This is a genomic window from Halovivax ruber XH-70, assembly GCF_000328525.1.
Classification (GTDB): Archaea; Halobacteriota; Halobacteria; order Halobacteriales; family Natrialbaceae; genus Halovivax; species Halovivax ruber.
On record NC_019964.1, the window covers coordinates 2,650,577 to 2,676,349 of the forward strand.

The window sequence follows — 25,773 nt, forward strand, 5'->3', positions numbered from 1 at the left end:
ATGCCAGCGAGCGGGAAATACGCCTATTCCGGCGACGATGGATGCCACGCCAATCAGACTGTCAATCGCTCCGGTAAGGGGTCCTATCGGATCGTGACTGGGTGACTCGCCCGGATGTCTCGTGAGGAACTGCCAGCGAGGATCGTGTACTCGCCCGGGTCGACCACCCAGTCGGCCAGCGAGTCGTCGTAGTAGGCGAAGTCGTCGGCCGAAAGCGTCAGTTCGACCACGGACCGTTCACCGGGTGCGAGCGTCACCGTCTCGAACGCGCGAAGTTCTTTCGGCGGGCGAGGGACGCTCGGTCCCATCGGCGCGACGTACACCTGGACGACCTCGCGCCCGGGCCGATCCCCGGTGTTCTCGACCGGGATAGCGACGGAGATCGGTCGGCTGAGCGCTGTTTCCGCGGGTGACACCGACAGCTCGCCGTAGTCGAACGTGGTGTAGGACTCGCCGTGACCGAAGGGAAACAGCGGATCGATATCGTGGGCGTCGAAGTGGCGGTAGCCGACGAAGACGCCCTCCGCGTAGGTGACCGTGTTGGCGACGCCTGGGTACTGTTCGGGAGTGGAGACCGGGTAGTCGTCGAACCGCTCGCCGAACGTGATCGGCAGTTTCCCGCCGGGGTCGACGTCGCCGAAGACGATGTCCGCCGTCGCCCGCCCGTCTTCCATCCCCGGATACCACAGTTCGCAAACCGCCGGAACCGACGCCACCCACGGCATCGTGACGGGGCCGCCGGTGTCGAGGACCACCGCGACGCGGTCGTTCGCCTCGGCGACGGCCGACACGACCTCGTCCTGTGTCCCGTGAAGCGCCATGTCGTATCGATCAACGCCCTCGGTAGCGGCGTCGTGGACGAAGATCAGCGCACATTCGACGGATTCGGCGACGTCGACCGCCCGGTCGATGCCGTTCGTCGGGTCCGCGGTGACGATCCGCACGTCCGCACCCAGTCGGGTTTCGATCCCTGCAAGCGGACTCACGGTGTAGGGTGGAGAGACAGCGGAGGAGCCACCGCCACCGACCGTCGCCGTGTCGATTGCATCGCCGATGACCGCGAGCGAGTCGATCCGGTCGGGGTCGATCGGCAGGAGGGGATCGCCGTCACCGATCGGCTCGTTTTTCAGCAACACCGCACCGTGGGCGGCCGTCTCGCGCGCCAGTCGCTGGTGTTCGGCCGTGTTCGCCACGCCGGGCGGACCCACCCGCTCGCCCTGCAAGATACCGAATCGCTCCATCTGTCCGAGCGTCCGTTCGATCATCCCGTCGATGGTAGCTTCGTCGACGCTTCCCAGCGTGAGCCCCAGCCGGAGCGGAAGACCGTAGAAGAGCCCGTAGGGCATCTCGAGATCCAGCCCGGCCTCGATCGAGCCGTCCCGACTCTTGACGCCGAGAAGCCAGTCAGAGACGGTGAACCCGTCGAATCCCCACTCATCCTCTAGCACGTCGAACAGGGGTGCGTTCTCCGAAGCGTAGTCGCCGTTGACGCTGTTGTAGGCCGTCATCACCGCCCCGACGTCGGCCGCTTCGACGGCAGCCCGGAACGCGGGCAGGTAGAGCTCTCGGAGTGCACGCTCGCTTACCTGCGAGTCGACCACGAAGCGCGATCCACGCTGGAGGACCGATCTGAGGACGGGAACGTCCGAACCGGTCCGGAAGCGAGGCTTGCCTTCCTGATTGTTCGCGACGAAGTGTTTCGCGGTCGCGATCGTGCCCGCGTCCTGAATCCCCCGGATCGTGGCCACCGCACCACGGGCGGCGAGGGACGGATCCTCGCCGAAGTACTCGAACGTCCGGCCGCCCGTGGGGACCCGAACGATGTTGATCGCCGGGGCGAGGAGAACGTCCTGCTCCGCAGCCTTCGCCTCGCGACCCATCGCGTGACCGACGGCGTACAGTCGATCACAGTCCCAGGTCGAGATCTGACTCACGCCCGCCGGAAAGGCGGTCGCCGGACCGTGGCGAACGCCGTGTGGCCCGTCGGTCAGTTTCAGCGGTGGAATATCGAGTTCGGGAACGGGTGCTACGTAGCCCGTCTGGCGGCGATCGAAGGGGTTTCGATCGAACGCGTGACCGTGGGTGAGCGCCGTCTTCTGTCCGAGATCCAGTTCGTCGATCAGTTCGGCGGGCGATCGGTCGGTCCCCAGCTCGGTCTCTGACTCGTCACCACCCCCGATCGTGCTGGCAACGAGCGCTCCGATTGCCAGCCCAGCGGCCAGCACGGACGACAGCCGGCAGGTTGTCGCTGGCACTCTGGACATACCACGCGTCGTCGCCGCCGTCGTCGATTACTAGGCACCACAATCCCGTCAGTAACGGCAGGTTACGACATCGCACGCCGAAGAGACGAAGTGGTGCTGGCAGTCGCTTCTCGCCCACTGGCGGAACGGTCGCTTGGGTTCACCCGCAGTCAGTCGGCTCTCGACTCGTCGGTGGCCGCTTACTCGTCGCTGTCCTCGCCAACGACTTCTAGCGGGCGCATCATGGCGTTGTCTTCGTGTTCTAAGTTGTGACAGTGGAACGGATAGGTGCCCGCGTGGTCGTCGAACGCGACCGTGAGCTTGACGTTCTGGTTCGGCATGACCATGACAGTGTCCTTGCCGCTTCGCTCGTTCGGACGCGGATCCTCGAACTCGTCGGCGCCGAGGTCCTTGCGCCCCTCGACCCAGAACCGGACCAGGTGGAGGTGGATCGGATGGGACTGCATCGTGTCGTTTTTGAGTTCCCAGGTCTCGGTCGAGCCGAGCTGGGGCCTGATGGCGACGTCGTCGAACGGGCCCCGATCGTTGAGCGTGTGGAACATCGGCGCTTCGTTCATGTCCATCTGCATGGTGATCTCTCGGGTCTCGACGGCGTCCGCCGGATCCGGTCGCTCGGGCGTCGGGAACTCGATCTCGTGCGGATCGCGCGACGGATCGTCGACGCGATCGCGCGAGACGCGAAACTGCATGACTTCGTCCAGATCGGGCGCCGGACTGCTCGTGTTCGGATTGTGGTGGTCGCCGTGCGGATAGGGGAAGAGGGCGTGATTGGTGACGGTGAACGTCTCGCCGGGGAAGTCAGCGAAGTCGATGACGACTTCCGCGCGTTCGAACGGCGAGAGCAAGAGTGTGCCGAGGTCGCCGTACGGACCGACCCCGACGACCTCGTCTAAGTAGCCGTGACCGGCGGAGAGCTGCGTCATCTCGGGGACCTCCTCGCTATCGTCCGCCTCGTTTCTGAGTCGGAGTCCCCAGGTGCGCCCGTTCGACGGATTGAGAATGCGAAAGCGGTATCGACGTGGCTCGACCTCCATGTACGGCCAGATCGCCCCGTTGACCGTGGCTTTCTCGCCGCCGAACATGGGGACGAACTCGTCGGGATAGTACAGTGCGCCGTCGTCGGTGACCGATCGGTCGGCCAGGACGAGCGTGACGTCGTACTCACCGGTTGGGAGGCCGAGTTGCCGTTCGGACCCGTCTCGAACGAGGTACGGACCGATGACTCCAGCGTAGTTGTTCAGTCGGCTGATGGCACGCGTGTGGTCGTGGTAGGTCGTCGAGAGGCGGGGCTGTTGATTGGGGATCACTTGTACGTCCCTGCTCCGGCGAGGCCCAGTGACGCCGTCCGGTGACACCCACATGTCCGCCTGTCCGTCTGACGCGGCCTGCACGGCGAGTCCGTGGAAGTGAATCGAGTTGCGTACCTCGGGAACGGGGCCGTCGTGACCGGGGTAGTTCGCCGTCGTGGTCCCCGCGATTCGCTCGTCGACCGAGAGCAGGTGTTCGTCGGGCAACCCGCTGTTGTCCACCTCGACCGCGAGCTGGAGGCCACGAAATCCGGGGATGATCGGCCCGGGGAACTGGCCGTCGAACCCCCAGAGTGTCGTCTCCGGCAGATCGGGATGGAGCTGCTGGGTGAACTCCGTGATCTCGAGATTGTGGTACTGACCGATCCCAACCCAGTCGTCGGGGTCGCGTTCGTCGAGGATCGGCAACGGCTGCACGTACTTCTCGAGTTCCGGCCCCTCGTGGTCCTGCAATCGGTCGTCCGAATTCGACCGGCCGACGACTCCGGCCGACGCGAGGCCGGCCAACCCGGTGGCACCGCCAAGCTGGAGGAGTCGACGCCTGGATACCGGCCGCATCAGTTCCACCCCCGGACCGGACCTGCAGTGCGTCCGGCGACAGTCGCTCGATACGTCCGTTCTGATACCGTGCTCTCGGATACCATATCCCCCACAAACACAGACAGCAGAAATTAATCTTTTTATTATAGTAGCTTCAATTATATATTTCCGGTTTTGTGAGCGACGGGTGACGCAGGAGGCAGGGAGGAACCTGCAGAAGCAGATCGGGTCAACGAACGACCACACACAACCGTTACCCGACGCAGTCGATCAAAAGACTAAACGGTTTTAGTACCCCGTCCAAATACTCCGACAATGAGTGGGGCCGACGAGACGTCCGTAACACGTGAACCCGACGGACAAGACGAATCAGACGTCCCGACGAGTGGCGAAGTCGTCCCCGAGCGATTCTCCTCCGACGAACTGTTCCAGCGGATCATCGCCGACGCGGACCACGAGATCACCTCTGGAACGCGCGAACTCTTCTTCAGCGCCGTGGCCGGCGGACTCGCGATTTCGATTACGTTTCTCGTCTACGCGTCGCTCTACCCCCAGGCCGACGGCGGGATCGCACGCGTGTTGCTGTACCCGCTCGGATTCATCTACATCATCATCGGCGGCTACCAGCTCTACACGGAGAACACCCTTCCCCCGGTCGCGCTGACGCTCGAACGACTGGCGTCCGTGCCCTCGCTCCTTCGCCACTGGCTGATCGTCCTCCTCGGTAACTTCGCGGGCGGGGCGATCGGTGCGATCGTCCTCGCCTACGGCGGCGTGTTCGAGCAGCCGGCCGTCGACGCGGCGATCATGTTCGCCGAAGACGGGGTCGCCACCGCCCGGTGGGACCTGTTCTTCAAGGGTGCGTTCGCCGGACTCGTCGTCGCCGGCCTCGTCTGGGTCGACTTCGCGGCCCGCGATACGATCTCTCGGGTCGTCCTCATCTACATCGCCTTCCTGACGATCCCCCTCGGGAATCTCTTCCACGTCGTCGTCTCCTTCACGGAGGTCGTCTTCGCGATGTTGGTCACCGACCAGATCGCGTTCATCCCTGGAATGACCGACTTCGTGATCCCGGTGTTGCTCGGGAACACGATCGGCGGCGTCGTGCTCCTCACGGTCGTCAACTACTATCAGACGAGCGAGCACCGCCTCGAATCCGGTCGATTCGCCGACGCGAGAAAGCTCTCGGTGCGCGAGTGGCTCGCCGGTGGCCTCGCCGGACGGACGTACGTCCCGGTCGTAGACACGATCGAAGAGATCGTCAGGGACACGGATTCCTACCGCGTACTCGTCCCGATTTCGAACCCCCGAACCGAACGGGACCTGGTCAAACTGGCGTGTACCCTCGCCGGGTCGCGAAAGACCGGCGCCGTCCACGTCGTCCACTTCGTGCAGGCACCCGAACACGGCGCCTTCCACGGCGACCCCGAGCAGCACGATCGGATTGTCGAAGCGTCCGAGCGCCAACTGGAAACCTTCGAACCGATGGGTGAACACCACGACATCGAGTTCCAGACGTCGACCGTCGTCACGCCCCGGTCCTTCGAAGACGTGTTCGACACGGCGAACCGGCTGAGTCCCGACCTCGTCCTCATGGGCTGGGGCCGTGATACGGTCTGGTCGTCGGCACGAGCCGAACGACCGCTCGACGAACTCACCAACCAGTTGCCGACCGACTTCCTGATCGTCAGAGATCGCGGCCTCGAACCCGACGAGATCCTCCTCCCGACGGCAGGCGGGCCGAACGCGGGTCTCGGCGCCGAGATCGCCGGAATACTGCAGACCACTGCAGACATCGAGGTCACCCTGCTACACGTCGTCGACGGGCCGGCAGAACGCGAGGCAGGCGAACGATTCCTCCACAAACTGGCCGACGACTACGACCTCGACGAGCCGAATCTCGTCGTCGACACGTCCGGCGACATCGAGCGAGCGATCTGCGATGCGGCCCACAATCGAGCGATGGTCATCATCGGCGCCAGCGAGCGCGGTTTGCTCTCCCGGCTCGTCACCGATTCGTTGCACCTCTCGATCCTGGACGACGTCGAGGGGTCGATGCTCCTCGCCGAGCGACCTTCCGAACGGACGTTCATCGAACGGCTGATCGGTGCGGGGAGTCGTGAGAACAGACGTGAGTGACGGTTCCCGGGGACACTCGTAGAACGAACGGTCCCCAACGGAACTGCCTGGTTCGATCGGTGGAACGGACGATCGAACTGGAAAGACATATAGGATTTCTGTGACTGTGACACGGCAATGATCGAGCGGATCGCGAGCATCGACGTCGGCCGGGCCGTCGCGATCGGCTTCGTCGTCGTCCTCCACGCCGAAGTGTTTCGCGGCATGGGCGTGGCCGGCAACGCCGTCTACTTCGCGACGGACGCGGTCGGTCGGTTCGCCGTCCCGTTTTTCTTCCTGACGTCGGGCTACCTCTTCGCGAGGAATACCGACCGAAGCCCGGCCGAGAACTACGTCCGCTCGTACGTCACTCGCGTGGCGAGTATCTACGGATACGCCGTGGCAATCTACCTGCCACTCGCGGTGGTGACCGCCGGCGCGCTCGCCAGTCAGTCCGGGGCGTCGGTCGGGCAGGCGGTGATCGAATCGCTGGCCTCGGGTCTCGACCCGCTCGGACTGGCCTACTACGGCGACTCGATCATCTACCACCTCTGGTTCCTCCCCGCCCTGCTCTTCTCGATCGCCTTCCTCTACGCGTTCGTCGCGACGGGACTGATCCGGTTCGCCCTGCCGATCGCCGCGTGTCTGCACGTGATCGGCCTGCTCGCCGAGAGCTACACGATGGGACCGACACTTTCGATCCAGGCCAGGGACGCCCTGTTCTTCGGGGCGTTCTACACGACGCTCGGCTACAGCATGCACACGTGGTCGTGGCAACCGGATCCGGACCGCCGCAACCGATATCTGGGACTGGCAGCGCTCGGGGCGGTCGGACACTTCGCCGAACACTACGTCCTCGGATACGTTCTCACCGACGAAACGCTGCGAACGACGGCCTACACGCCGGAATTCAGTCTTCTCACAATATTTTATTCGACGGCGCTGTTCTGCTACGTCCTCGCCACGCCGTCACTCGGTCGCGAGACGCCCGTGCCGACGATCGGCCGATACGCCGTCGGGGTCTACGTCTATCACCCGATCGTGCTCTTTGCCCTCGACGGGATCGCCGCGTTCTTCGGCGTGGCGAACGCCGGAATACTCCCCGTAATCGGCTGGGAGTTACTGGTCCCGGTCGTCGCGTACGCCGTCTCGCTCGCGGGGTATCGACGCATGAAAGAACGAGATGCAAGTGATCGTCTCCGCCGAGCCATCGTCGCAGCGATATCAACAAGAACGACCAGCGAGCGGTAAGGCAGCCAATTTTCGGTCCGGGAACGCAATCGGTGCCGCCGACCGTCGATCAGTCGAACCGGGCGGGCGTCGTCCGGTCGGCGTTCTCGATTCGCTCACGGGCGAACGCGTCCGCCGCGTCCAGAACCGTCGTTCCTTCGTCCTCCGCTCGTTCCATCATCCGGGAGAGTCGGTCACCGATGGCGGTAGCCTTCTCGAATGCGGCGTCGCGCGTCCCGCCGCGGTACTCCTCGGCGACCGTGATGAGGCCGCCGGCGTTGATGACGTAGTCGGGCGCGTACCAGATGCCGCGATCCGCCAGCTCGTCGGCGTGTCGGCGTTCGGCGAGCGGATTGTTCGCTCCGCCCGCGACGATGTCGCAGTCGAGGCGCGGAACCGTCTCGTCGTTGATGACGCCGCCGATCGCACACGGCGCGAAGACGTCACAGGGTTCGTCGTAAATGTCGTCGGGGGCGACCAGTTCGGCGTCGTGGTCCGCGAGGAACCGTTCGATGTTGTCCTCGCTCACGTCCGAGACGGTGACGGACGCGCCGCGCTCGATGAGGCCGCTCGCGAGGGCCGAGCCGACCTTGCCGAGCCCCTGGACGACGACGTCGATCCCCTCGAACGAGTCGGTGCCGTACTCGTACTCGACGGCCGCTTCGAGGCCGGAGAGCACGCCCGTCGCGGTGATCGGCGACGGATCGCCGAGGCCGTCCTCGCGACCGACGACGTGGTCGGTCTCGGTCGCGATGACCTCCATGTCCGCGACCGAGGAGTTGACGTCGACGGACGTGATGTAGCGCCCGCCCATGCAGTCGACGGCGCGGCCGTAGGCTTCCAGCAACTCCGTCGTCTTCAGCGATTCGTGGTCGCCGACGATAACCGCCTTCGCCCCGCCGAGATCGAGATCCGCCGCGGCGGCCTTCTTCGTCATCGCCTTCGAGAGCCTGAGCACGTCGTCTAACGCGTCGGCTTCGGTCTCGTAATCGAGCATCCGGGTGCCACCGAGACCCGGCCCGAGTGTCGTGTCGTGGACCGCGATGATCGCCTCCAGCCCCGTCTCCGGGTCGGAGAAGTACGATACCTGCTCGTGTTCCCCTTCGGCGAGCGAGTCGAATACCATACCGAACGGTTCGGGTTCTACGTGAAAACACTACTGACATGCGCCTCGCTCAAGCACGACTCACGCCCGTTATGTGCCGTTGGCAATTGTTGCGTGTCGGATCGAACGAGGTCCGACCAGTCTAGATCGACCTGACTCACCGATCACCGTCGTCGATGGAAACGAGTTCCTCGACGCTGGGAACGTCCGCAGCGGCATCGGCGATCTGGGTGAGGCGCTGTCCGTGCTTTTCCATCGCGTATGTGGCGAGTTCGCCCGGCTTGAGCCCGACGGGTTCCTCGTCGGGGGCAAAGCGGTCGTCTTCGGTGATTCCCTGGACCAGTGGAAGGAGTTCGGCGACGGTGTCTTCGATCAGCGACGGCGCGATCTCGCCCGCTTCGACGAGGGCTTCGAGCTGATTCATCCCGAAGCCGACGTGGCGGCCCTCGTCGCTTCGGATCCGGTCGAACCCTTCCACGAGGCCGGGGAGGTGGGGCAGGTCGTCGAACTCGCCGCCGAACGACCGACTCATGCCGTAGTAACCGGTCTGGGCGAGGATGCCCTCGACCGTGAGATGGTAGTGACAGTACGCGAGCGCCCGGTTCTCGGGCGTGTCGTCCTCGAGAAGCCGGTGCATGGCCCGTCGATTCCGCTCGAACAGTTCGAGGTAGGCGTCGTCGAACCACCGATCGGCCCGCGGACTCGTCCGCTCCCAGCCCAGATAGTCCTCGACGCCCCAGACCACCGTCCGCCAGTAACGGTCGAAGAAGTCGGCGTGCTTGGCCTCCTCGTAGAGCTGCGTGGTGAGGAACAACTGGTCGTCGATATCGTCGAGGACGACGGCGAGCGGCGCCAGATCCTCGGTCACGGCGTCCTCGCCGGCGCCGAACTTGGCGATGCCGGTGACGATCGCGTCCAGTTCCGCCCGATCGAAGTCGTCAGCGTCGTCGGCGTAGGCACGGAGGTTCTCGAGATCCGTCTCCAGCTCGATCTCGGCGGGATCCCAGTGGCGCTCGACTGCGTTTCGGTAGTAGCGGTTCGGCCGCGAGCCTCGATCCATCAACTCGGTGGGACTGTACTCGCTTTCCATGAGCGAGCTTCGCCGGGCACACCATTAATCGTGGTGACGAATATGCCGACCCCAGCCTGAGGAGAAAAGTTTTCTCAGTAGAAAGCCCAACTAGAGATATGAGCACCTCGGTCAAGGTAACGGACGAGACGAAGTCCCGACTCGAAGAACTTCAGGCTGAAATACGTCTGGAGACGGGTCGTACGGTCACACAACAGGAGTTGCTCGAACGGATAGTGACGAGCACGCACACCTCCAAGAGTGAACTTGTCGAGGCGTTTCGTGACGAATTCGAGGGACTCTCCGAACAACAGATCGAACGGTGGCTGTCCGGTACGATCAATTCCGGCGTTGAAACGCGAGAAGACGACATTGACGACATCGTATACGGCGGATGAGTGTCTTTATCGACACGGGTGTCTTTTTCGCCCAGCATGACGAAGCAGCCCCGCGACACCCAAAAGCGACCGAAGCGATGAGTAGCGTTCTCGGCGGTACATTCGGACAGCCCTACACGAGCGACTACGTAATCGACGAGACCATTACGCTGACGCGGAAACGGAGTGGAAGCTACGAGGCTGCGTTGACCGCCGGCCAACGAATTCTCGGACTCGAGGGCTACCCGGATCACATCCAGACGATTCAGATAACCACGGAACTCTTCGAACACTCACTGAAGACGTTCCGGCAGTACAGCGATCATGAACTGAGTTTCACCGACGCTTGTACCATCGCGGTGGTCGAGAAGTACGATATCGATTCCGTTCTTAGTTTCGACGACGACTTCGACGGAATCGTCGAGCGAATCGACCCGAGTACAGTATAGCTGTCTCAGTCCGCGGCCGCAATCTCGACGTTGGCCTCGTCGGCTTTTCCGATCGCCTCGACCAGCAGTTCCGCGACGTCGACGATCTCGATGTCGTCCTCGAAGCCACCGGTCTTGCGGCCGTCCTCGTACATCGTCATGCACATCGGGCAGGCGACGACGAACTTCTCGACGGCGGCACCGGCGTCGGTATCCTCCAGGGCCTCCCGCAGGCGCTCTTCGCTCGGTTTCGGCTCTTCCTCGAAGTCCATCCAGAGACCGCCGCCACCGCCGCCACAGCAGAACGAGTCGGCGCGGTTGCGCGGCATCTCGTACAGGTCGGCGCCGGTCGCGCGAATGAGTTCGCGCGGGGCCTCGTACTCGTCGTTGTACCGGCCGAGGTGACACGGATCGTGGTAGGTGACGGTGTAGTCGAGTTCGGTTCCGGTGAGGTCGAGTTTGCCCTCGGTGACGAGTTCCTCGATGGCCTGCGTCCAGTGGTAGACGTCGATCTCGCCGTCGGCGTTCCACTCGTCGGTGTACTCGAACGGCATCATCGGGTCGTCGGCGAACTCCTCGAAGTCGAGTTCCGGATACTCGTTCTCGAACGTGTTGTAGGAGTGTGGGTCGGTGCAGACGATCTTGTCGAAGTCGCAGTCCTCCCAGGTCTCGACGTGGTGACCTGCGAGTTCGACGTAGAGGAACTCCTCGCCGACACGGCGGATGTCGTTGCCGTCGTACTTCTCGTCCTCGAAGAGGATGCCGAAGCTGACGTCGGCTTCCTGCAGGATCGTCGCGAGCGAGCGGGCGACCTGCTTGTTTCGCTCGTCGTAGCTCGGGTAGTCGCCGACGTACCAGAGGTAGTCGACCGACTCTTCGCGGGCGTCGGTCAGGTCGAACTCGAGTTCCTCGGCCCAGGCGGCCCGGTCGCGCGGGCTGTCGCCGAAGGTGTTGCCGTCTTGCATGACGTTCTGGAAGACGTCTTGCATCGACGAGCGGACGTCGCCCTGGTCGGTCAGCTGGCGGTTGAGCTTGGTGAAGCTCTTCAAGTGCTCGATCTCGACCGGGCAGGCATCCATACAGGCCATGCAGGCCATGCACGACTCCATCGTCTCGCTATCGATGACTGACGTGCCGCCGTCGGCGATGATCGGTTGCTCCTCCGTCTCGCCGGCGTCGAGTGACTCCCGGTACTTCTTCAGGTCCAAAATGACGTTTCGGGGGTCGAGTGGGCGATCGGACGCCTTCGCCGGGCAGGCGGCCGAACACCGGCCGCACTTCGTACAGGCGTCTTGATCGAGCATCTCCTTCCAGGTGAAGTCCTCGATGGTCTCGGCGTTCGTCGCGTCGAGGTCGGCGGGGACGTTCGGCAGTCGCTTGCCAGCCTGCTCGTCGCGCGTGATGACGTTCGCGAACGACGAAAGCATGTGGAACGGCTTGGCGTAGGGAATCCACGCGATGAAGAAGAACGCGTTCAGCGAGTGGAGCCACCAGATTGCCCAGTGGAGGTTCTCGACGTTGAAGCCGCTCGTGTTGAAGCCAGCCGCCTCAGGTCCGAGTGACGCCAGGCCCATTCCGTCGAACGCGAGCGCGAGTGCATAGCCGACGAAACTGACGCGCTCGAACTCGGGAATACCCATCGAGTAGATACGCAGCCCTTCGAGCAGAAAGCCGCCGACCCCGAGAGCGAACAGCGACCAGATGAAGAGGTCGTCCTCGAACGACGTGTGGCGGTCGAGCAAGCGATGGTTGCCGACCCAGTAGCGGCGGTAGAGCGCCATGCCGATGCCGACGACGAACAGCAGCCCCATCGCGTCCACGACGAACTGGTAGGAGAGATAGAAGTCGCCGATCCAGACCGACGGCTGGTGCAAGATCTTCTGGACGGCGTACTCGTCCACCGCGATGATCGTCGTCGCGATGAGCAGCGTCAGAAAGCCCCACATGATAAAGGAGTGCATCAACCCGCCGTAGAGGTCGCGGTTGAACTGCTTCTCGTTCGAGAGCACGGTCTTCGTCCCACTGACGACCCGACTTGCGAGTTCGTCCACGCGCGGGAACGGGTCATCCGAGGCTCGCGCGTAGCGGGCGACCCGGCTGAAAGCGCCGTAGGCGAAGACGAGAATGGCGATCGTCGCGAAGAGGTAGAAGGTTGCGTACTCGGTACTCGTGAGACCCCAGTACGTCTCGCGTGTCGCCTCGCTCGTCGCGAGGGGAACGGCACCGTCGAGAGGCCTGAACATGCCCTAGTGCCCGGAGTAAACCACCTTAACTCTTGTCACACTCGATCGACCCACCCGACTCACGTCCCGCACGAATTCACACCTGGTTTAGAATTGTCGAGCAGTATCGCGTGGCTACTCTGGGGGCGTTCGCAGGACGGCGCGGGTGTGTGGTGGCATCCAATGAGAGCGGCGATCGATCGCCACCGGCATCCAGCAACTCTCGTCCGTCATGTCGTCGGCGTCAGCGAACCGAACAATTAGGGTCGCTGGCTCGGAAGGGACGACAATGGCCGTCTCGAAAACGCTCGTCGGCATCGGTCTCGCCGTCGCGCTCGGACTCGGGTATCTGCTACGCAGTGTCGATCTCGGGCGCTGGAGACGGCGACTGTCCAGCCGCCTGATCTTCGGCGTTCCGTGGGGGACGGCAGTCACGGTGAGCGTCCTCGTCGCCTTCTACCTCTTCGCCCAGCACGGATTCGCACACTGGGAGCGACCGGTTACCTACCCCTACATCTCGTGGTCGTACTTCTACCCGACCGGCTGGCTCACCGCCGGGATCGCACACGGATCGCCGGCACACCTCGTCTCGAACACGACGGCGACGGTCGTCTTCGGCGTCATCGCGGAGTACACCTGGGGGCACTACCCGCCGTCGGAGCGCGAGCGGACCGACGAGCCCGATCGGGCACCCGACCACCAGGACGGTGGATCAGCCGGACCAGGGAGACGGGTCGGACCAGCCGACGCAGAGAGACGAGCTGGACCAGCCGAACGGGTCGGACCATCGCCCCGATCGGGCGGATGGCTGTCGAATCCGTGGGTTCGCGCACTGGTGGCCTTCCCCGGTACGCTCTTCGCCATCGCCCTGCTCACGTCCGCCTTCTCGCTCGGCCCGGGACTCGGCTTCTCCGGTGCCGTCTACGCCATCGTCGCGTTCACGCTCCTCGTCGCACCCCGCCTCGCCGTCGGCGGCGTCGTCGCGAGTGCAGCACTCGGCGTCCTCTACGACGCCCTCGCGAATCCGATCGTCACCGCGGGGATCGAATCGGGTGCCCCCTCGCCGCCGGGCTGGGCCGGCGTCGGTTTCCAGGCGCACTTGCTCGGGTTCCTCGTTGGCGCCATCGTCGCGATCGCCGTCCTCCGCACACGCGAACGGACACCCGCCACTGGTGCGATATTCGGGGCGCTCGTCCTCGTCGGACTCGCCCAGTCTGTCTGGTTGCTCGTCTGGCCCGGCGGAAGCGATACCTACACCCTCTATCGTGGAGTCGGCGTCACGTTCCTGCTCGTCCTCGCCGTCGTCGTCTCCGTCGCCGCGACCGGACCGACCCGGCGACTGCCACGTCCGTTCGCCACGGTCCCGCGAATGCCGAGTCGGAAACGCCTCGCCATCGTCTGGGTCGGCCTCCTCACCGTCGTGCTCGGCCTCTTCGTGGCCGCGCCCCTCGCGATGGGGGAGGCCTCCGGATTCGTCGTCGGGATCTTCCTCGTCGCGTACGCCTTGCTCGTCATCCCGGCCATCCCGCCGCTGCTTCCCGACCGACTCACCGACGGCCCCATCGACTATCGGCAGGCCGCGCTCGTCACGCTCTGTGTCCTGGCCGCCGTCGTCGCCGTCGTCGGCGTTCCGTACGGCTTCACCCTGATCGACGGAGAGCCGACCGGAAGCGGCGCCGTCGATGTCGGTGAGTACACCGTCACGTACGAGGAGAACGCGAGTATCGATCGGACGATGCTCGGATTCCCCGAGGAGGCCCAGTCGAACGCCACCTACGACGGGTTGCTCGTCGCCAGTGACGACCACGAGGTGTTTACGATCGGCGAACGAGCGGACGTCATCGCCTACGACGGCGAAGCGACCGTCGCCGTCGGCGGCCCGGGCGAGTACGAAACGGTTCACGCGGAGCGCACCGGCTGGGAGGTGCTCGGAAACGAGACCGTCTACGCGGTCGATCTCGTCGTCGACAGCGAGCGGACCCGCTCGTACGTCACCGAGCCGGTCGAGACCGGTGTGCAGTTCGACGAGACGCAGGTTCTCCTCGCGCCGACGGCCGACGGATTCGAGGTCCGCTTCGAACAGGACGGTGAGACGACGGCGGTACCCGTCCCCGAGGTGAATCAGACGCAGTCTGTCGGCCCCTTCGTCGTGCGGAAAGAATCCGGCGAGGACACCGATCGGATTACCGTCTCCCGCGACGGTGTGACGACACCAATCGCCGAACGGGAGACGTATCCGGGATCGAAGTAGTCCGATATTACCCGTCATCTGCCACCGATTGAGCGAGTCAACGAGGGATTTCGGAAATGACTATCGGTACCAGTTATGCTGTTACTCACCGACGAACCGGAGCCGTTTTAGGACCGCTTCCAGTGCGTGAGTGCAATGACGGGGGACCTTGGGGTCGAGATTGTCAGCGAAATCGCCGACCGCGAAGACGTCGACGCGACAGCGCTCACACCGCCACTACACGACGTCATCGACACTGATGCACTGGAATCGTTGTTCGAGCCGACCGCGACGACCGACAGAGTGGGGCCCGGAACGGTCTCCTTTCTGTACCACGGCTACGACGTGACTGTCACCGCCACCGGCGACGTCCGTGTTCGGGCAACCGACACGACGCCGTCGAACACCAATGCGACTCGCGAAATGACCCTCGACTAGGCGATGTCCGCCGACTGGACGCTGGCCGAGGCACACTACTGACGCCCTGCGCGTCCACGAACGTCGGTAGCGGCCGCTCTGGTACGAGTACCGGAGACCATGATCGAACGCGACTGCAGATAACCTACGCCCGAGAACCTGCTTGCGTCGCTCCCAGACCCTCGGTCTGATTCAAACCGCTTGTTTCCACGCTCCGCTCCTCACATCCGTTCGTCGCGGAGAAATGCGAGCGCGCGGATTGTGAACCACGCCGAGACGGTCGCTCGCCACGCGCACGGGTACACCGTTCGCATCGCGGTTCTCACTTCGTTCACGGGTCGTTTCACTCCCCGTTCACACAAACGAGGCCTCGCGTACGCTCGGCCTCGCACTCGTTCCGAACCGCGCTACGCTCGCGCTGCGACTCGTCTCCTTCAAATCGCGCTCGTCACGTGCTCGCCGCTCGCGAGTTTGCTCGCGGCGAGAGAAGTGGGACCGCGCGGATTTGAACCGCGGTCACGGGCACCCAAGGCCCGAAGTATACCAGACTAACCCACGGTCCCGTACACCTCCTTTTTCGGGCAGGGCGTAAAGGGTTTCGTTCTGTCGCGGGCGGTTACCCACCCAGCACCTGTTCGACGTCCTCGTCCGTCGCCTCGGAGATTTGACCGGTTTCCCAGGGGTACGTGGGCGAGTCAGGTTCGGCCTCGATGTCTGCCAGCAACGATGCGACGTCGTCGTCGGTGGCCTCTGGAATCGATCCGGTCGCACTGTCGTCGATCACGATCTCGTCGAAGATTTCGCCAAACGCGGCGACGATGCGGTCTTCGTGTCGAGACGTGTCCAGATGGAAGTGCGCCATCGCGTCGACGGTCTCGAGTCGGCGGTTGAGATAGTAGATGAACTCGAAGATCGGTTCCGGGTCGCGCTGGCGAAGTAACGCATCGAGCGAACTGAAACAGACGCCCACCTGTTCGTCAGCCCAGTGTTCACAAAAGCGGCTGATCGACACCCCGATCGCCGACAGGTCCGTCGGATCCGCCACGGTGTCGACGGCGACGGGGCCGGAAAAGTCCGGCTCGTCGCTCGACTCGCCAGCCCTGATGACGTCGCCGACGGAGAGTACCCCGACGCGGGCGTCCGTCGCACCGAGCGGCGGTTCCTCACACGACTCGCCACCGAACGAGACTCGCAGGATTGCCGTTCGGTCCGCTCCACAGCAGAGCGACTCACAATCGGGTAGCTGTGCCTGCGAATCGTGCAGGAGGAGGACGTTTGCCGGCGGGGAGATAGCATCGAGCGGCGTAGATTCCATCGTTGGTCACTCGGACTGGGGGTCCGCGTTGAATTGCTATTCGGACAACACGACCTTTACCTTTCCGGCCGGTCAAATCGTGCACTCCCGTCTTGGGCCTTGCACATCCGGCACACGGACGGGTCACGACACACGGACAGGTTCGAGACACCAAAAAGTGCGTTAGAGGTCCTGATCCCGTAACTCGATATCCGCGATCAGGTCGAACGGCGTCGCATCCTTGCGGATGCCGTCGAGCAGGGCGAACGCTTCGTCCGGGTCGAGGAAGTGTTCGGTGACCACCCGACCCAGTGGCGTCGGCTCGAAGCCGTCGATGAAGTCGTATTCGAGGAGCTTCCCGATCGCGTGTTTCGTCGGGACGTCGCCCAGCATACGGTCGTTGAGTCGCTTCGCGTCACGACCACCCACCGTGACGTTCGCCAGCGTCTCCTCGATCGCCGCCCCCTCGTCGTAGGGGGTCGTCACAGGTTCCATCTCGCCCTTGAGGAGTTTGAACGCGATCTCGTCCTCGGTGCCCTCCATCGAGTTGTGGTACGTGGTGTCGGGTTCGACGAGGACGTACACCTTCCCCTCGTCGTGGTAGTCCGGTCGACCCGCCCGACCGAGCATCTGGTGGAACTCCTGGACAGAGAGCCACTCGATCCCCATCGCCAGCGTATCGAAGACGACCTGTGAGGCGGGGAAGTCGACCCCCGCCGCGAGCGCCGCCGTCGTGACGACGGCAGCCAGCTCCTGGTCGCCGAACTTCTGCTCGACGGTCTTGCGTCGCCTGTAGTCGAGCCCGGCGTGATATGGCGCGGCGTCGTACTCGAGCTTCCGGGAGATCTCGTGACAGCGCCGTCGCGAGTTCGTGAAGATGATCGTCTGGCCGCGATAGCCTTTCGACGATTTCGTGTCGAACTCGCGCTTGACGAGCTTGTTCGCCACGCGCACCTTCTCCTGGCCGTCGGCGAACGTGACGTGGCGCTCGATCGGCACCGGCCGCTCCTCGAACTCGATCACGGTGGCCTCCAGTGCCTTCCCGAGATGCTCGGGGTTGCCGACGGTCGCCGAGAGGTACACCCACTGTGCACCGTCGTATCCGCTTCGCTCCGAAGCGCGCTGTTCCGTCGCGTACTTCAGCCGGGAGATGAGTCCGTCCAGGCGGTGGCCCCGATCGGCTTCCTTGAGCGTGTGGACCTCGTCGATGACGACGGTTCCGATGTCGCCCATGTCTTTGCCCGTCCGCAGGGCGTGGTCGATCCCCTCGTAGGTGCCGACGATGACGTCCGCGTGGGGGTCGAAGCGGTTGCCCGAGTCCGCGATTCGACTCGCCCCGACGCGGATCGAGACGTCGACGAGGTGGCCGTACTCGTCCTCGAAGTCCTCGTGCTTCTGGTTGGCCAGCGCGACGAGGGGGACCAGAAAGAGCAGCTTCCCCTTGCCCTTTAGCGCGCGGTCGATCCCAGCGAGTTCGCCGACCAGCGTCTTCCCGGTCGCCGTTGCACTCACGACAAGCTGGTCCTGCCAGCCCGCTCGCGGGTCCGACCCGCTCGCGTCGTCCGCGGCCCGGTGGGCCGCGCTCTCCAGCAATCCGTTCTCGACCGCCAGACTCTGGACCGGGAGCAAGGTGTCGAACCGGTCCTCGAGCAGCCCCTGCAGGTCGTCGTGCAGATCGAGCGAGTCGACCGGTGCGAGGTCGACCTCGTCGGTCGTCGCGCTGATCGTATCGAACTTCGTCAGGTCCGGGTCGAGCTGGCCCTTCAGGAGGTTGACGATGCGCTGGAGGTCCTGAACCTCCATCATGAGCTCTTCGAGGCGCTCTTTGGCTGCACCTGTCACGCCGCCGCTGAAGGACAGCTGGCGCTCGAGTTCCTGTCGTGCACAGTCCCGACAGATCCAGTCGCGATCGTCTTTGACGGCAGTCTCCGTCGTCACCGGCGAGTAGCGACCCTCTGACGCGCAGTACCGGCAGGTCCGAACCGCCTTCGCCTTGTCGTCGAGCTGGTAGCCCGCGAGCATCTCCAGCAGTTCCGCTCGTTTCGCGGCGGACGTCTGCTCGGAGATCCGAATGCGGTCGGCCCGGCGAGCGATCTCGACGAACTCGTCGGGCTGTCTCGGCTCCTCGCTCGATCCTTGCTTCAGGCGGAACTTCGTCGGGCGCGGCCCGGCCGAGGTCTCCGACAGGCTCAGCTTGGCACGGAACAACCGGTCGTCGTCCCGGATGGGAACCACGAGGTAGTCGTCACCGATCTGGTGGGCGAAGAGGGTATCCACCGCCTGAAGCTGCTGCGACACGAACATCGATACGCGGCCGGATTTTAAGAGTTGTTCGTCTCGGCTCGGTGCCGCCATTGCGCTACGACGTCTTGTCAAAGACCGAAACCACTAACTTGGTTTTAGGATAGCCTAAATCAATGGTCGACGAACTGGCGACACCCGGATGCGCGGTGACCGAACGGCAACACGGCTGGGTCGACCGGCGGTTCGTCGTGGGGAGCACCGATGAGTGACCCGGACACCGTAACGTCCGACACCGCTTGCGGGGAAGCCGCCGACGGATCGGCCGACGACAAGCCCCGCCCAACCGACTACGACGTGGTCATCGTGGGCGGCGGCCCGGCCGGTTGCGCGGCCGGCGTCTTCACCGCACGGTACGGCCTCGACACCGTCATCTTCGACCGGGGAAACTCCTCGCTCCAGCGGTGTGCATTCCTCGAAAACTACCTCGGCTTTCCCGCGGGGATCGACGTCGGGACGTTCACCGACCTGATCCACGACCACGCGAGGGAAGCGGGGTGCGAACTCGTCGACGACATGGTTGCGAGTGTTAGGCGAACAGCCGACGCCGAGGGTGACAGTGATACCGCAGGCCGCAAACCGATCGAGAACGTACACTCCCCACGCTTCGTCGTCGAGACGCAGGACGGTCGCCAGGCCACGCCAGCGCACGTCCTCACAGCGACACGCTACGGCGGCGAGTATCTTCGGCCGCTCGACGACGGCGGTGCGATGTTTCGGACGTTCGAGCGAGACGGCGAGTCGACCGAGTACTTCGATCCGGCGTACGCGGACGCAGACGGGCGGACGCCGATCGATGGCCTGTACGTCGCCTCGCCGAGCGGCGATCGCGACACGCAGGTCGTCACCGCTGCTGGCCAGGGTGGCCACGTAGCCAGATCGCTCATTAGGGATCGTCGCCGTGAGCAGGGCTATCCCGAACCTGTCGCCGACTACTGGGACTGGTTCCGGCGTGCTGCGGAACTCCCTGCGGACGAACGTGAGGAGCACTGGCGCTCGTACTTCGACGAACGGGTGCCCGACGATCACGGACTCGGGGAAGCGGAACTCGCGGCCCTCCGCGCGACCGACGTCGACCGGCTCTCGCAGGCGTACTGCGACCCGGCAGCCGTCGACGAGCGAACCCAGCGAGGCTACGACCGGCTCCTGGATCACGTCGGCGAGGAACGGATTCGAGCCTATCTGAACGAATCGGACGCACAGTAACGCGCTCGACAACCGGTCGATCGTCGGCGTCGACGAGCTACTCTTCGCCGCCAACGCCGAGCAGCTCGAAGACGAACGTCCACCTGTCCAGTTGCTGTTCGATCTGGATGGAGGTCGCGGTCCCGGCACCGTGCCCCGTCCCTTCGTCGCCGCGGAAGCAAATCGGGGCGTCGCCAGTCGTGGCGTGCTGAACGCGGGCGGTCATCTTCCGGGCGTGTGATGGGTGGACCCGCGTATCACCGGCGGCCGTCTGGAAGAGCGTCGCCGGGTACGCCGTCTCAGAGACGTTGTGGTACGGCGAGTACTCGCGGAGCCACGCGAACTCCTCGGGGTCGTCCGGCGAGCCGTACTCCGGCGTCCAGGTCGCCCCGAGCAGGAACTCGTGGAAGCGGAGCATGTCGAGCAGCGGGACGGCACAGATGGCAGCGCCGAAGAGTTCGGGTCGGCGCGTGATCGCTGCACCGACGAGCAGGCCCCCGTTGGAGCCACCCCAGGCGGCCAGCCGATCCGAGTTCGTGTACCCCTCCTCGATCAGCGCCTCGCCCGCGGCTTCGAAGTCGTCGAAGGTGTGCGTCTTCTGCGCGCGATGGCCGGCCTCGTGCCACTCCTCGCCGAACTCGAGGCCGCCGCGCAGGCAGGCCACGGCGAAGACGCCACCAGCTGCCAGGAACGGCAGCCGGTACGCGTCGAAGCCGGGCAGGAGCGGGATCCGGAAGCCGCCGTAACCGTACAGGATCGTCGGCGCGTCACCGTCGGGTTCGAGATCAGCACGATGGACCACGTACACCGGGACCGTCGCCCCGTCCGTGGAGTCGACCCAGAGACGCTCGACAGTGAGATCGAGTTCCGCCCGCGGGTCGAGTTCCGTCGGGAGGTCGGGTTCCTGAACGACGGTCCAGTCGTCGGGCCCCGCCCCGGATCCAGCGTCGGCGTGGACGATGCTCGACGGCCGGTCGAACGTCTGGAGCGCGAGGAACGCCTCGTCCGTATCCGAGCTGCCGCCGAGGGCGCCGCGACCGACGCCGGTGTACTCGGGCAGGGCCAGTTCGTGGCGTTCGGTGCCATCCGCATCGTGAAGCGAGACGACCGATCGGGCGTCACGGATGCGGTGGACGGCCAGTCCGTCGCCGGCCGGCGCGACGTCGAACAGGACGTCGTCACTCTCGGGAACGACGGGCTCGAACGCGTCGAGGGCGGCCGCATCGGACGAGAGTTCGGCGGCATCCCCGTCGGCGAGAGTCGCGGCGTCGATACCGAGCAGTCGGAATCGCGGCGCGTCGTGGTTCGTCAGGAGGAAGACTCGCCCCTCGTGTGCCAGCAGCTCGAGCGACGCGTCGACATCGGTGACCAGCGGGACCAGTTCGCCGTCCTCGAGAACGTACAACTCCGTGTCCGAAGCCAGTTCGCCAAGCGAGACCAGAACCAGCCCGGTCTCGCGGTCGACCTGGACCTGCGGCCAGCGACGTTCCGGAATGGCCTCGGTGACGAGGCGATCCGCACCGTCGTCGCCGATCTCGTGGTACCGAATGGCCTTCTCGAGCAGTTCGTCGTCCGCCGCGCTCCCGGTCTGCTGGTAGTAGAAGCCGTTCCCCTGCCACGCGACCGAGAACTCGCCGCAGCGCCCGACGTCGTCGACCCGGTCGATCACCTCGCCGCGTTCGACGTCGAGCACGCGCAAGTCGAACTCTTCGGTTCCGCCGTCCATCAGCCCGTAGACGACGCGTTCGCCGTCCGGGTCCGGGACGAACCAGCCCAGCGAGACCGTCTCGCCGAACTCGGTCGGGTCGACCAGCGTCCGCGGCTCGGCGTCCCGTTCGGTGCGCACGGTGAGCCGGGGCTGATCGGCGTCCGCTGCCTCGATCAGCTGGAAGTACCGCCCGCCGCGGGCGACCGGCAACTGGTAGGTCGCGTGCTCGGCGACGCGCTCGAACTGCGGCCGGAGGCCCTCGCGGCGCTCGGTCTCGACAAACTGGTCGGTGTAGGCGTTCTGGGCATCTTCCCACTCGTCGACGGCTTCGCCGTCGCCTTCGAGCCAGCGGTAGGGATCGGCGATCTCCTCGCCGTGCAGTTCTTCGATAACGGGGTCCCGCTCGGTCGCCGGCGGATCGGAACCTGTCGGGTTGCTCATGTTCCTGGGTGGGAGAGACGACTCAAGAAGGCTCGGAATGCGGCCGTTGTTCGTGGGTTCCTGACCAGTGACCCGCATTTCACCTCAGTTCGATCCGTTGTCGCAGTCATTAGCACCGGCCCGTGCGGTCCTAATTTGGGAGCACCGACTCGGACGGCGCCGTTCGGGAGCATCGGGTCGTGCAGCCCCAATTCGAAAGCACCATCTCGGTCGAGCGAGGCTCGTCCGGCAGAAATAGTCACAAACCGATAGGTATGCGACCGAAAGTTCATAGGGAATTACGGCATCTCTCCCATAGAATGCTAGATTCGACACCCAGTGAGTCCCCCGACCGGGTCGTCGAGATCGAACTTGGTCTCCGGGACCAGTCGTACCCCTTCGTCGGCATCTCCGACGCGGCCTCGTGCGGCGTCGTTCTGACCAAGATGCTCCCACGTCCCGACGGACGGTACGCCGAGTATTTCACCGTCAGCGACGATGCCGGTGACAGGATCGAGACGGCGGTCACCCAGCGCGAGACGGTGTCGGCGACGCGATTACGGGCGAAGGATGGGCGCTGCCTCTACGAATTTCTCGTTTCCGGCGACTGTCCTGCCGTCTACCTGGCCGAGCGCGGTGCACTGCCCCGTCGGGTGCGCGGCGAGGAGGGACGAGGTCGGATCGTCGCGGAGGTACCCGCGCGCTACGACGCCAGCGCGATCGTCGCGGACTTTCTTGACGCCCATCCCGACGCGACACCCATTTCGAAGCGAGAGAAGGCGTCGATCGACCCGCTCTTCGCGCGGACGGCGTTTCATCGACTCTTGCGGACCAACCTGACGAATCGCCAGCGCGAGGTCCTCCAGACGGCCTTCGAGATGGGATACTACGACTGGCCGCGCCGGCACACTGGAAGCGAAATCGCCGACCGACTCGAGATCAGTTCCGCGACGTTCTCCGAGCATATCAGCGCTGCCGAGCGAAAGCTCCTCACCGCTATCTTCCAGGGAGCCGGCTCGGAACCCGCTCACTGACGGGGATCGACGAACGAATCGGTCGCGTCACGTTCGGCGACCGGTTCGACGACCACCCGACCATCGGCGTACAGGGTGACTTCACACGACTCGTATCGAAACGACAGTTCGAACTGCTCGCCGTCGGTGCGTTGGCCACCGTCCATCAGTCGAGCGAGCGCATCGGGATCGACAGCCTCGTACAGCGGTGACAGCCGGAGGGGGTCGACGTTTAGTGCACACGCGACACCCCTGATGACGCTCATATCGGCTCGCTCGCCGGGCGACCGATCGTAGGTAACGGTGACCCGGTCACCATCATCGCGACAGGGGTCTCGAGAGGTGTCCGTTTTCATGAGGGGGATCAGTCCGTTCACTGAAGACGCACGTGCGTCCGCGACTTAGGAACCCACCCTTGACTTCGAGGGTTCTAGGGGCCGGTGCTGGCCCCGTCACGCCAGGGGACGGTCGTGTCGCACCCCCTCCGACCCCGCAGTCGATTCGCCCAGGGTCCGAACCCGCTCGTGCTCGCCGACACCCGGAGTATTTTGAGGGTAGAAGCGATAGCTCGTGCATGGAGTACACTACCCTCGGCTCGACGGGCGTGGAGGTTAGCCGACTGTGCCTGGGCTGTATGAGCTTCGGGACGAGCGACTGGCGGGAGTGGGTCCTCGGTGAGGAGGAGTCCCGCGAGATCATTGAGCGAGCGATCGACCTGGGAATCACCTTCTTCGACACCGCGAACATGTACTCCGATGGGGAGTCCGAGCGTGTACTCGGGGACGTCCTCGCGGAGTACGACCGCGACCAGCAGGTCGTCGCGTCGAAGTGCTACTTCCAGATGGACGAGTCGAATCCGAACTCCGGCGGGCTCTCCCGGAAGGCGATCGAGCAGGAACTCGAGCGCTCGCTGGAACGCCTGGGGATGGACACGATCGACCTCTACCAGATCCACCGCTGGGACGACGACACCCCCATCGAGGAGACGCTCCGGGCACTCGACGACGCCGTCCGACGCGGGCAGATCCGCTACGCCGGTGCGTCCTCGATGTGGACCTACCAGTTCGCCGACGCACTCCACGCGAGCGACCGGCTGGGGCTGGAGCACTTCCAGACGATGCAGAACCACTACAACCTCGTCTACCGCGAGGAAGAACGGGAGATGCTGCCCCTCTGCGAGCGAGAAGACGTCGGCGTCATGCCCTGGAGCCCCCTTGCCCGGGGCTATCTCACCCGACCACACGAGGAGATTGACGCAACCACACGCGGCGAGACGGAAGAGCACATGTACGAACACCCCTATCGCGAGGGCGGCGGGACGGAGATCAACGAGCGCGTCGCGGAGTTGGCCGCCGAGAAGGGTGTGACGATGGCCCAGATCGCGCTGGCGTGGCTGCTCCACCAGGACGCCGTCGACGCGCCGATCGTCGGGACGACGAGCGTCGAGCACCTAGAGCAGGCCGTCGAAGCGCTCGAGATCGACCTCTCGGCGAGCGACCAGGCGTACCTGGAAGAACCCTACGAACCCGTACCGGTCTCCGGGCACGACTGATCGACAAAAGTCACGAAGTGGTCGCTGACGACGTGACCCGACGGATCCCGGCCACCCATCCGCGCAGCTCGGCGACAGCGCCTCGGGATCGAGACGGGAAATCAGTAGCAGGCCGAGGGTACCCAGCGATACCACGATGCGTTGTCGGCGTGGACGATCCACGTCTCGCGTCGCTCCTGCTCACTCGATCAGTTCGATCGCGTCGTCACCGTTTGGAACCGCACAGAGGAACGCGCCGTCGTGGTCACCCTCGTTCCGGTACCAGTGCGGGACGCCAGCCGGAATCAGCAACGAATCACCGGCCGAGACGGTGTGTTCCTCGTCCCCGATACCGACGACGTACTCGCCAGCGAGGACGTACTGCTCGTGCTCGACGTCGTTCGTGTGTTTTGGCACCTCGGCGCCCGCGTCGAGGGTGAATCGGCGGATCGCGAAATTCGGCGCACCGTGGTCCTCGGCGATCAGGACGCCCTTCGCAAGGCCGTCAGCAGCGTCGACCGATTCGTACTCGATGTCGTCCGCACCGCGGATGACCGGCTCGCTCATATGTGGGCGTCGGTGGCCACCGTCAAAAGATCGATCGATTTCGCGGGCTGTCCGATGGGATCACAGGGCCGTGGCAGTGGGTGGTGGGCAGCACAGGGGGACGGCCGTGGCTCGGTGGGTGGTTCGTCGCCACAGAGGACAGCCGTTGCTCGGAAGGGTAAGTGCTGCAGTCAAGAGTCGATACCTCAGCGAATTCGCCTTACAGGCGCTCGACGTTCGTTGCGCGCGGGCCCTTGGGGGCCTGCTCGATCTCGAACTCGAGTTCCTGTCCTTCCTCAAGGTCCGGGCCGCCGATGTCTTCCATGTGGAAGAACACGTCGTCGTCCGCGTCCTCAGTCTCGATGAATCCGTAGCCGCCAGTGTCGTTGAAGAAATCAACGGTTCCTTTCGCCATTGCTTCTGAATAGACGGGGGCGCCACTGATAACTGTTCCGACTTCCAGTATCG

20 protein-coding genes and 1 tRNA gene are annotated in these 25,773 nt (G+C 64.5%); 9 read left to right on the forward strand and 12 right to left on the reverse strand.

Going from position 1 to position 25,773, the window contains the following annotated elements; translation table 11 throughout:
- Positions 1-83: 83 nt before the first annotated feature.
- Both HALRU_RS12755 and HALRU_RS12760 read right to left on the reverse strand, forming a co-directional pair.
- Positions 84-2,264 (reverse strand): beta-glucosidase, encoded by a 2,181-nt coding sequence (locus HALRU_RS12755; RefSeq protein ID WP_015301800.1) that lies wholly within the window; start codon positions 2,262-2,264, stop codon positions 84-86.
- Positions 2,265-2,443: 179 nt separating this feature from the next.
- Positions 2,444-4,129, reverse strand: a complete 1,686-nt coding sequence (locus HALRU_RS12760) for a multicopper oxidase family protein (protein WP_015301801.1) — start codon at positions 4,127-4,129, stop codon at positions 2,444-2,446.
- A gap of 297 nt (positions 4,130-4,426) precedes the next feature.
- Between HALRU_RS12760 and HALRU_RS12765 the strand changes: the two genes are divergently transcribed.
- Positions 4,427-6,250 carry a formate/nitrite transporter family protein gene (locus tag HALRU_RS12765; protein ID WP_015301802.1) on the forward strand — a complete coding sequence of 608 codons (1,824 nt, stop codon included), beginning with the start codon at positions 4,427-4,429 and terminating at the stop codon, positions 6,248-6,250.
- A gap of 117 nt (positions 6,251-6,367) precedes the next feature.
- Positions 6,368-7,480 (forward strand): acyltransferase, encoded by a 1,113-nt coding sequence (locus tag HALRU_RS12770; protein ID WP_015301803.1) that lies wholly within the window; start codon positions 6,368-6,370, stop codon positions 7,478-7,480.
- Between the two features lie 49 nt (positions 7,481-7,529).
- Here the strand turns inward: HALRU_RS12770 and HALRU_RS12775 are convergent, their stop codons facing one another.
- Together HALRU_RS12775 and HALRU_RS12780 are read right to left on the reverse strand one after the other, a co-directional pair.
- Positions 7,530-8,585, reverse strand: coding sequence for a Glu/Leu/Phe/Val dehydrogenase family protein (locus HALRU_RS12775; protein WP_015301804.1), 1,056 nt, complete (start codon positions 8,583-8,585; stop codon positions 7,530-7,532).
- A gap of 136 nt (positions 8,586-8,721) precedes the next feature.
- A complete protein-coding gene (locus tag HALRU_RS12780; RefSeq protein WP_015301805.1) occupies positions 8,722-9,654 on the reverse strand; it encodes a hypothetical protein in 933 nt (310 codons plus the stop codon).
- 98 nt (positions 9,655-9,752) lie between these two features.
- Here HALRU_RS12780 and HALRU_RS12785 point away from each other — a divergent pair, with 98 nt between their 5' ends.
- Both HALRU_RS12785 and HALRU_RS12790 read left to right on the forward strand, forming a co-directional pair.
- On the forward strand, positions 9,753-10,031 hold the full coding sequence (locus HALRU_RS12785) for a hypothetical protein (RefSeq protein ID WP_015301806.1): 279 nt from the start codon (positions 9,753-9,755) through the stop codon (positions 10,029-10,031).
- On the forward strand, positions 10,028-10,459 hold the full coding sequence (locus HALRU_RS12790) for a type II toxin-antitoxin system VapC family toxin (RefSeq protein ID WP_015301807.1): 432 nt from the start codon (positions 10,028-10,030) through the stop codon (positions 10,457-10,459). Before HALRU_RS12785 ends, HALRU_RS12790 begins: the two co-directional genes overlap by 4 nt.
- A gap of 5 nt (positions 10,460-10,464) precedes the next feature.
- Here the strand turns inward: HALRU_RS12790 and HALRU_RS12795 are convergent, their stop codons facing one another.
- Positions 10,465-12,681: a (Fe-S)-binding protein gene (locus HALRU_RS12795; protein ID WP_015301808.1), complete on the reverse strand. Its 2,217-nt coding sequence runs from the start codon at positions 12,679-12,681 to the stop codon at positions 10,465-10,467.
- Positions 12,682-12,949: 268 nt separating this feature from the next.
- On the opposite strand from HALRU_RS12795, the gene HALRU_RS12800 reads away from it, so the two are divergent.
- On the forward strand, positions 12,950-14,911 hold the full coding sequence (locus HALRU_RS12800; RefSeq protein ID WP_015301809.1) for a rhomboid family intramembrane serine protease: 1,962 nt from the start codon (positions 12,950-12,952) through the stop codon (positions 14,909-14,911).
- A 135-nt stretch (positions 14,912-15,046) separates the two neighbouring features.
- Positions 15,047-15,328: a HalOD1 output domain-containing protein gene (locus HALRU_RS12805; protein ID WP_015301810.1), complete on the forward strand. Its 282-nt coding sequence runs from the start codon at positions 15,047-15,049 to the stop codon at positions 15,326-15,328.
- 469 nt (positions 15,329-15,797) lie between these two features.
- Here HALRU_RS12805 and HALRU_RS12810 read toward each other — a convergent pair.
- The 3 genes from HALRU_RS12810 to HALRU_RS12820 all read right to left on the reverse strand — a co-directional run bounded on the left by HALRU_RS12810 (position 15,798) and on the right by HALRU_RS12820 (position 18,899).
- Positions 15,798-15,870, reverse strand: a tRNA-Pro gene (locus tag HALRU_RS12810).
- 53 nt (positions 15,871-15,923) lie between these two features.
- On the reverse strand, positions 15,924-16,622 hold the full coding sequence (locus tag HALRU_RS12815; RefSeq protein ID WP_015301811.1) for a DUF7504 family protein: 699 nt from the start codon (positions 16,620-16,622) through the stop codon (positions 15,924-15,926).
- A 162-nt stretch (positions 16,623-16,784) separates the two neighbouring features.
- Entirely contained in the window at positions 16,785-18,899 is a 2,115-nt protein-coding gene (locus HALRU_RS12820) for a DEAD/DEAH box helicase (protein ID WP_148680694.1), read from the reverse strand.
- Positions 18,900-19,106: 207 nt separating this feature from the next.
- Between HALRU_RS12820 and HALRU_RS12825 the strand changes: the two genes are divergently transcribed.
- Positions 19,107-20,108, forward strand: a complete 1,002-nt coding sequence (locus HALRU_RS12825; RefSeq protein ID WP_015301814.1) for an FAD-dependent oxidoreductase — start codon at positions 19,107-19,109, stop codon at positions 20,106-20,108.
- A gap of 37 nt (positions 20,109-20,145) precedes the next feature.
- Here the strand turns inward: HALRU_RS12825 and HALRU_RS12830 are convergent, their stop codons facing one another.
- Complete coding sequence (locus HALRU_RS12830; RefSeq protein WP_015301815.1) at positions 20,146-22,236, reverse strand: prolyl oligopeptidase family serine peptidase; 2,091 nt, start codon at positions 22,234-22,236, stop codon at positions 20,146-20,148.
- Positions 22,237-22,535: 299 nt separating this feature from the next.
- On the opposite strand from HALRU_RS12830, the gene HALRU_RS12835 reads away from it, so the two are divergent.
- Entirely contained in the window at positions 22,536-23,249 is a 714-nt protein-coding gene (locus HALRU_RS12835; protein ID WP_015301816.1) for a helix-turn-helix domain-containing protein, read from the forward strand.
- Here the strand turns inward: HALRU_RS12835 and HALRU_RS12840 are convergent.
- Positions 23,243-23,584 (reverse strand): HalOD1 output domain-containing protein, encoded by a 342-nt coding sequence (locus HALRU_RS12840; RefSeq protein WP_015301817.1) that lies wholly within the window; start codon positions 23,582-23,584, stop codon positions 23,243-23,245. The genes HALRU_RS12835 and HALRU_RS12840 overlap by 7 nt on opposite strands.
- 218 nt (positions 23,585-23,802) lie before the next feature.
- On the opposite strand from HALRU_RS12840, the gene HALRU_RS12845 reads away from it, so the two are divergent.
- A complete protein-coding gene (locus HALRU_RS12845; RefSeq protein WP_015301818.1) occupies positions 23,803-24,780 on the forward strand; it encodes an aldo/keto reductase in 978 nt (325 codons plus the stop codon).
- Positions 24,781-24,960: 180 nt separating this feature from the next.
- On the opposite strand, the gene HALRU_RS12850 is transcribed toward HALRU_RS12845, so the two are convergent.
- Both HALRU_RS12850 and HALRU_RS12855 read right to left on the reverse strand, forming a co-directional pair.
- Positions 24,961-25,326 carry a cupin domain-containing protein gene (locus HALRU_RS12850; protein ID WP_015301819.1) on the reverse strand — a complete coding sequence of 122 codons (366 nt, stop codon included), beginning with the start codon at positions 25,324-25,326 and terminating at the stop codon, positions 24,961-24,963.
- Between the two features lie 199 nt (positions 25,327-25,525).
- On the reverse strand, positions 25,526-25,720 hold the full coding sequence (locus HALRU_RS12855) for a cold-shock protein (protein ID WP_004267330.1): 195 nt from the start codon (positions 25,718-25,720) through the stop codon (positions 25,526-25,528).
- Between the last annotated feature and the right edge of the window lie 53 nt (positions 25,721-25,773).

What these genes read in the sequence shown, in the direction of transcription:
- HALRU_RS12755 (WP_015301800.1), bottom strand. Translation starts at nt 2,264, where the DNA reads ATGTCCAGAGTGCCAGCGACAACCTGCCGGCTGTCGTCCGTGCTGGCC.
- HALRU_RS12760 (WP_015301801.1), bottom strand. Translation starts at nt 4,129, where the DNA reads ATGCGGCCGGTATCCAGGCGTCGACTCCTCCAGCTTGGCGGTGCCACC.
- HALRU_RS12765 (WP_015301802.1), top strand. Translation starts at nt 4,427, where the DNA reads ATGAGTGGGGCCGACGAGACGTCCGTAACACGTGAACCCGACGGACAA.
- HALRU_RS12770 (WP_015301803.1), top strand. Translation starts at nt 6,368, where the DNA reads ATGATCGAGCGGATCGCGAGCATCGACGTCGGCCGGGCCGTCGCGATC.
- HALRU_RS12775 (WP_015301804.1), bottom strand. Translation starts at nt 8,585, where the DNA reads ATGGTATTCGACTCGCTCGCCGAAGGGGAACACGAGCAGGTATCGTAC.
- HALRU_RS12780 (WP_015301805.1), bottom strand. Translation starts at nt 9,654, where the DNA reads ATGGAAAGCGAGTACAGTCCCACCGAGTTGATGGATCGAGGCTCGCGG.
- HALRU_RS12785 (WP_015301806.1), top strand. Translation starts at nt 9,753, where the DNA reads ATGAGCACCTCGGTCAAGGTAACGGACGAGACGAAGTCCCGACTCGAA.
- HALRU_RS12790 (WP_015301807.1), top strand. Translation starts at nt 10,028, where the DNA reads ATGAGTGTCTTTATCGACACGGGTGTCTTTTTCGCCCAGCATGACGAA.
- HALRU_RS12795 (WP_015301808.1), bottom strand. Translation starts at nt 12,681, where the DNA reads ATGTTCAGGCCTCTCGACGGTGCCGTTCCCCTCGCGACGAGCGAGGCG.
- HALRU_RS12800 (WP_015301809.1), top strand. Translation starts at nt 12,950, where the DNA reads ATGGCCGTCTCGAAAACGCTCGTCGGCATCGGTCTCGCCGTCGCGCTC.
- HALRU_RS12805 (WP_015301810.1), top strand. Translation starts at nt 15,047, where the DNA reads ATGACGGGGGACCTTGGGGTCGAGATTGTCAGCGAAATCGCCGACCGC.
- HALRU_RS12815 (WP_015301811.1), bottom strand. Translation starts at nt 16,622, where the DNA reads ATGGAATCTACGCCGCTCGATGCTATCTCCCCGCCGGCAAACGTCCTC.
- HALRU_RS12825 (WP_015301814.1), top strand. Translation starts at nt 19,107, where the DNA reads ATGAGTGACCCGGACACCGTAACGTCCGACACCGCTTGCGGGGAAGCC.
- HALRU_RS12830 (WP_015301815.1), bottom strand. Translation starts at nt 22,236, where the DNA reads ATGAGCAACCCGACAGGTTCCGATCCGCCGGCGACCGAGCGGGACCCC.
- HALRU_RS12835 (WP_015301816.1), top strand. Translation starts at nt 22,536, where the DNA reads ATGCTAGATTCGACACCCAGTGAGTCCCCCGACCGGGTCGTCGAGATC.
- HALRU_RS12840 (WP_015301817.1), bottom strand. Translation starts at nt 23,584, where the DNA reads ATGAAAACGGACACCTCTCGAGACCCCTGTCGCGATGATGGTGACCGG.
- HALRU_RS12845 (WP_015301818.1), top strand. Translation starts at nt 23,803, where the DNA reads ATGGAGTACACTACCCTCGGCTCGACGGGCGTGGAGGTTAGCCGACTG.
- HALRU_RS12850 (WP_015301819.1), bottom strand. Translation starts at nt 25,326, where the DNA reads ATGAGCGAGCCGGTCATCCGCGGTGCGGACGACATCGAGTACGAATCG.
- HALRU_RS12855 (WP_004267330.1), bottom strand. Translation starts at nt 25,720, where the DNA reads ATGGCGAAAGGAACCGTTGATTTCTTCAACGACACTGGCGGCTACGGA.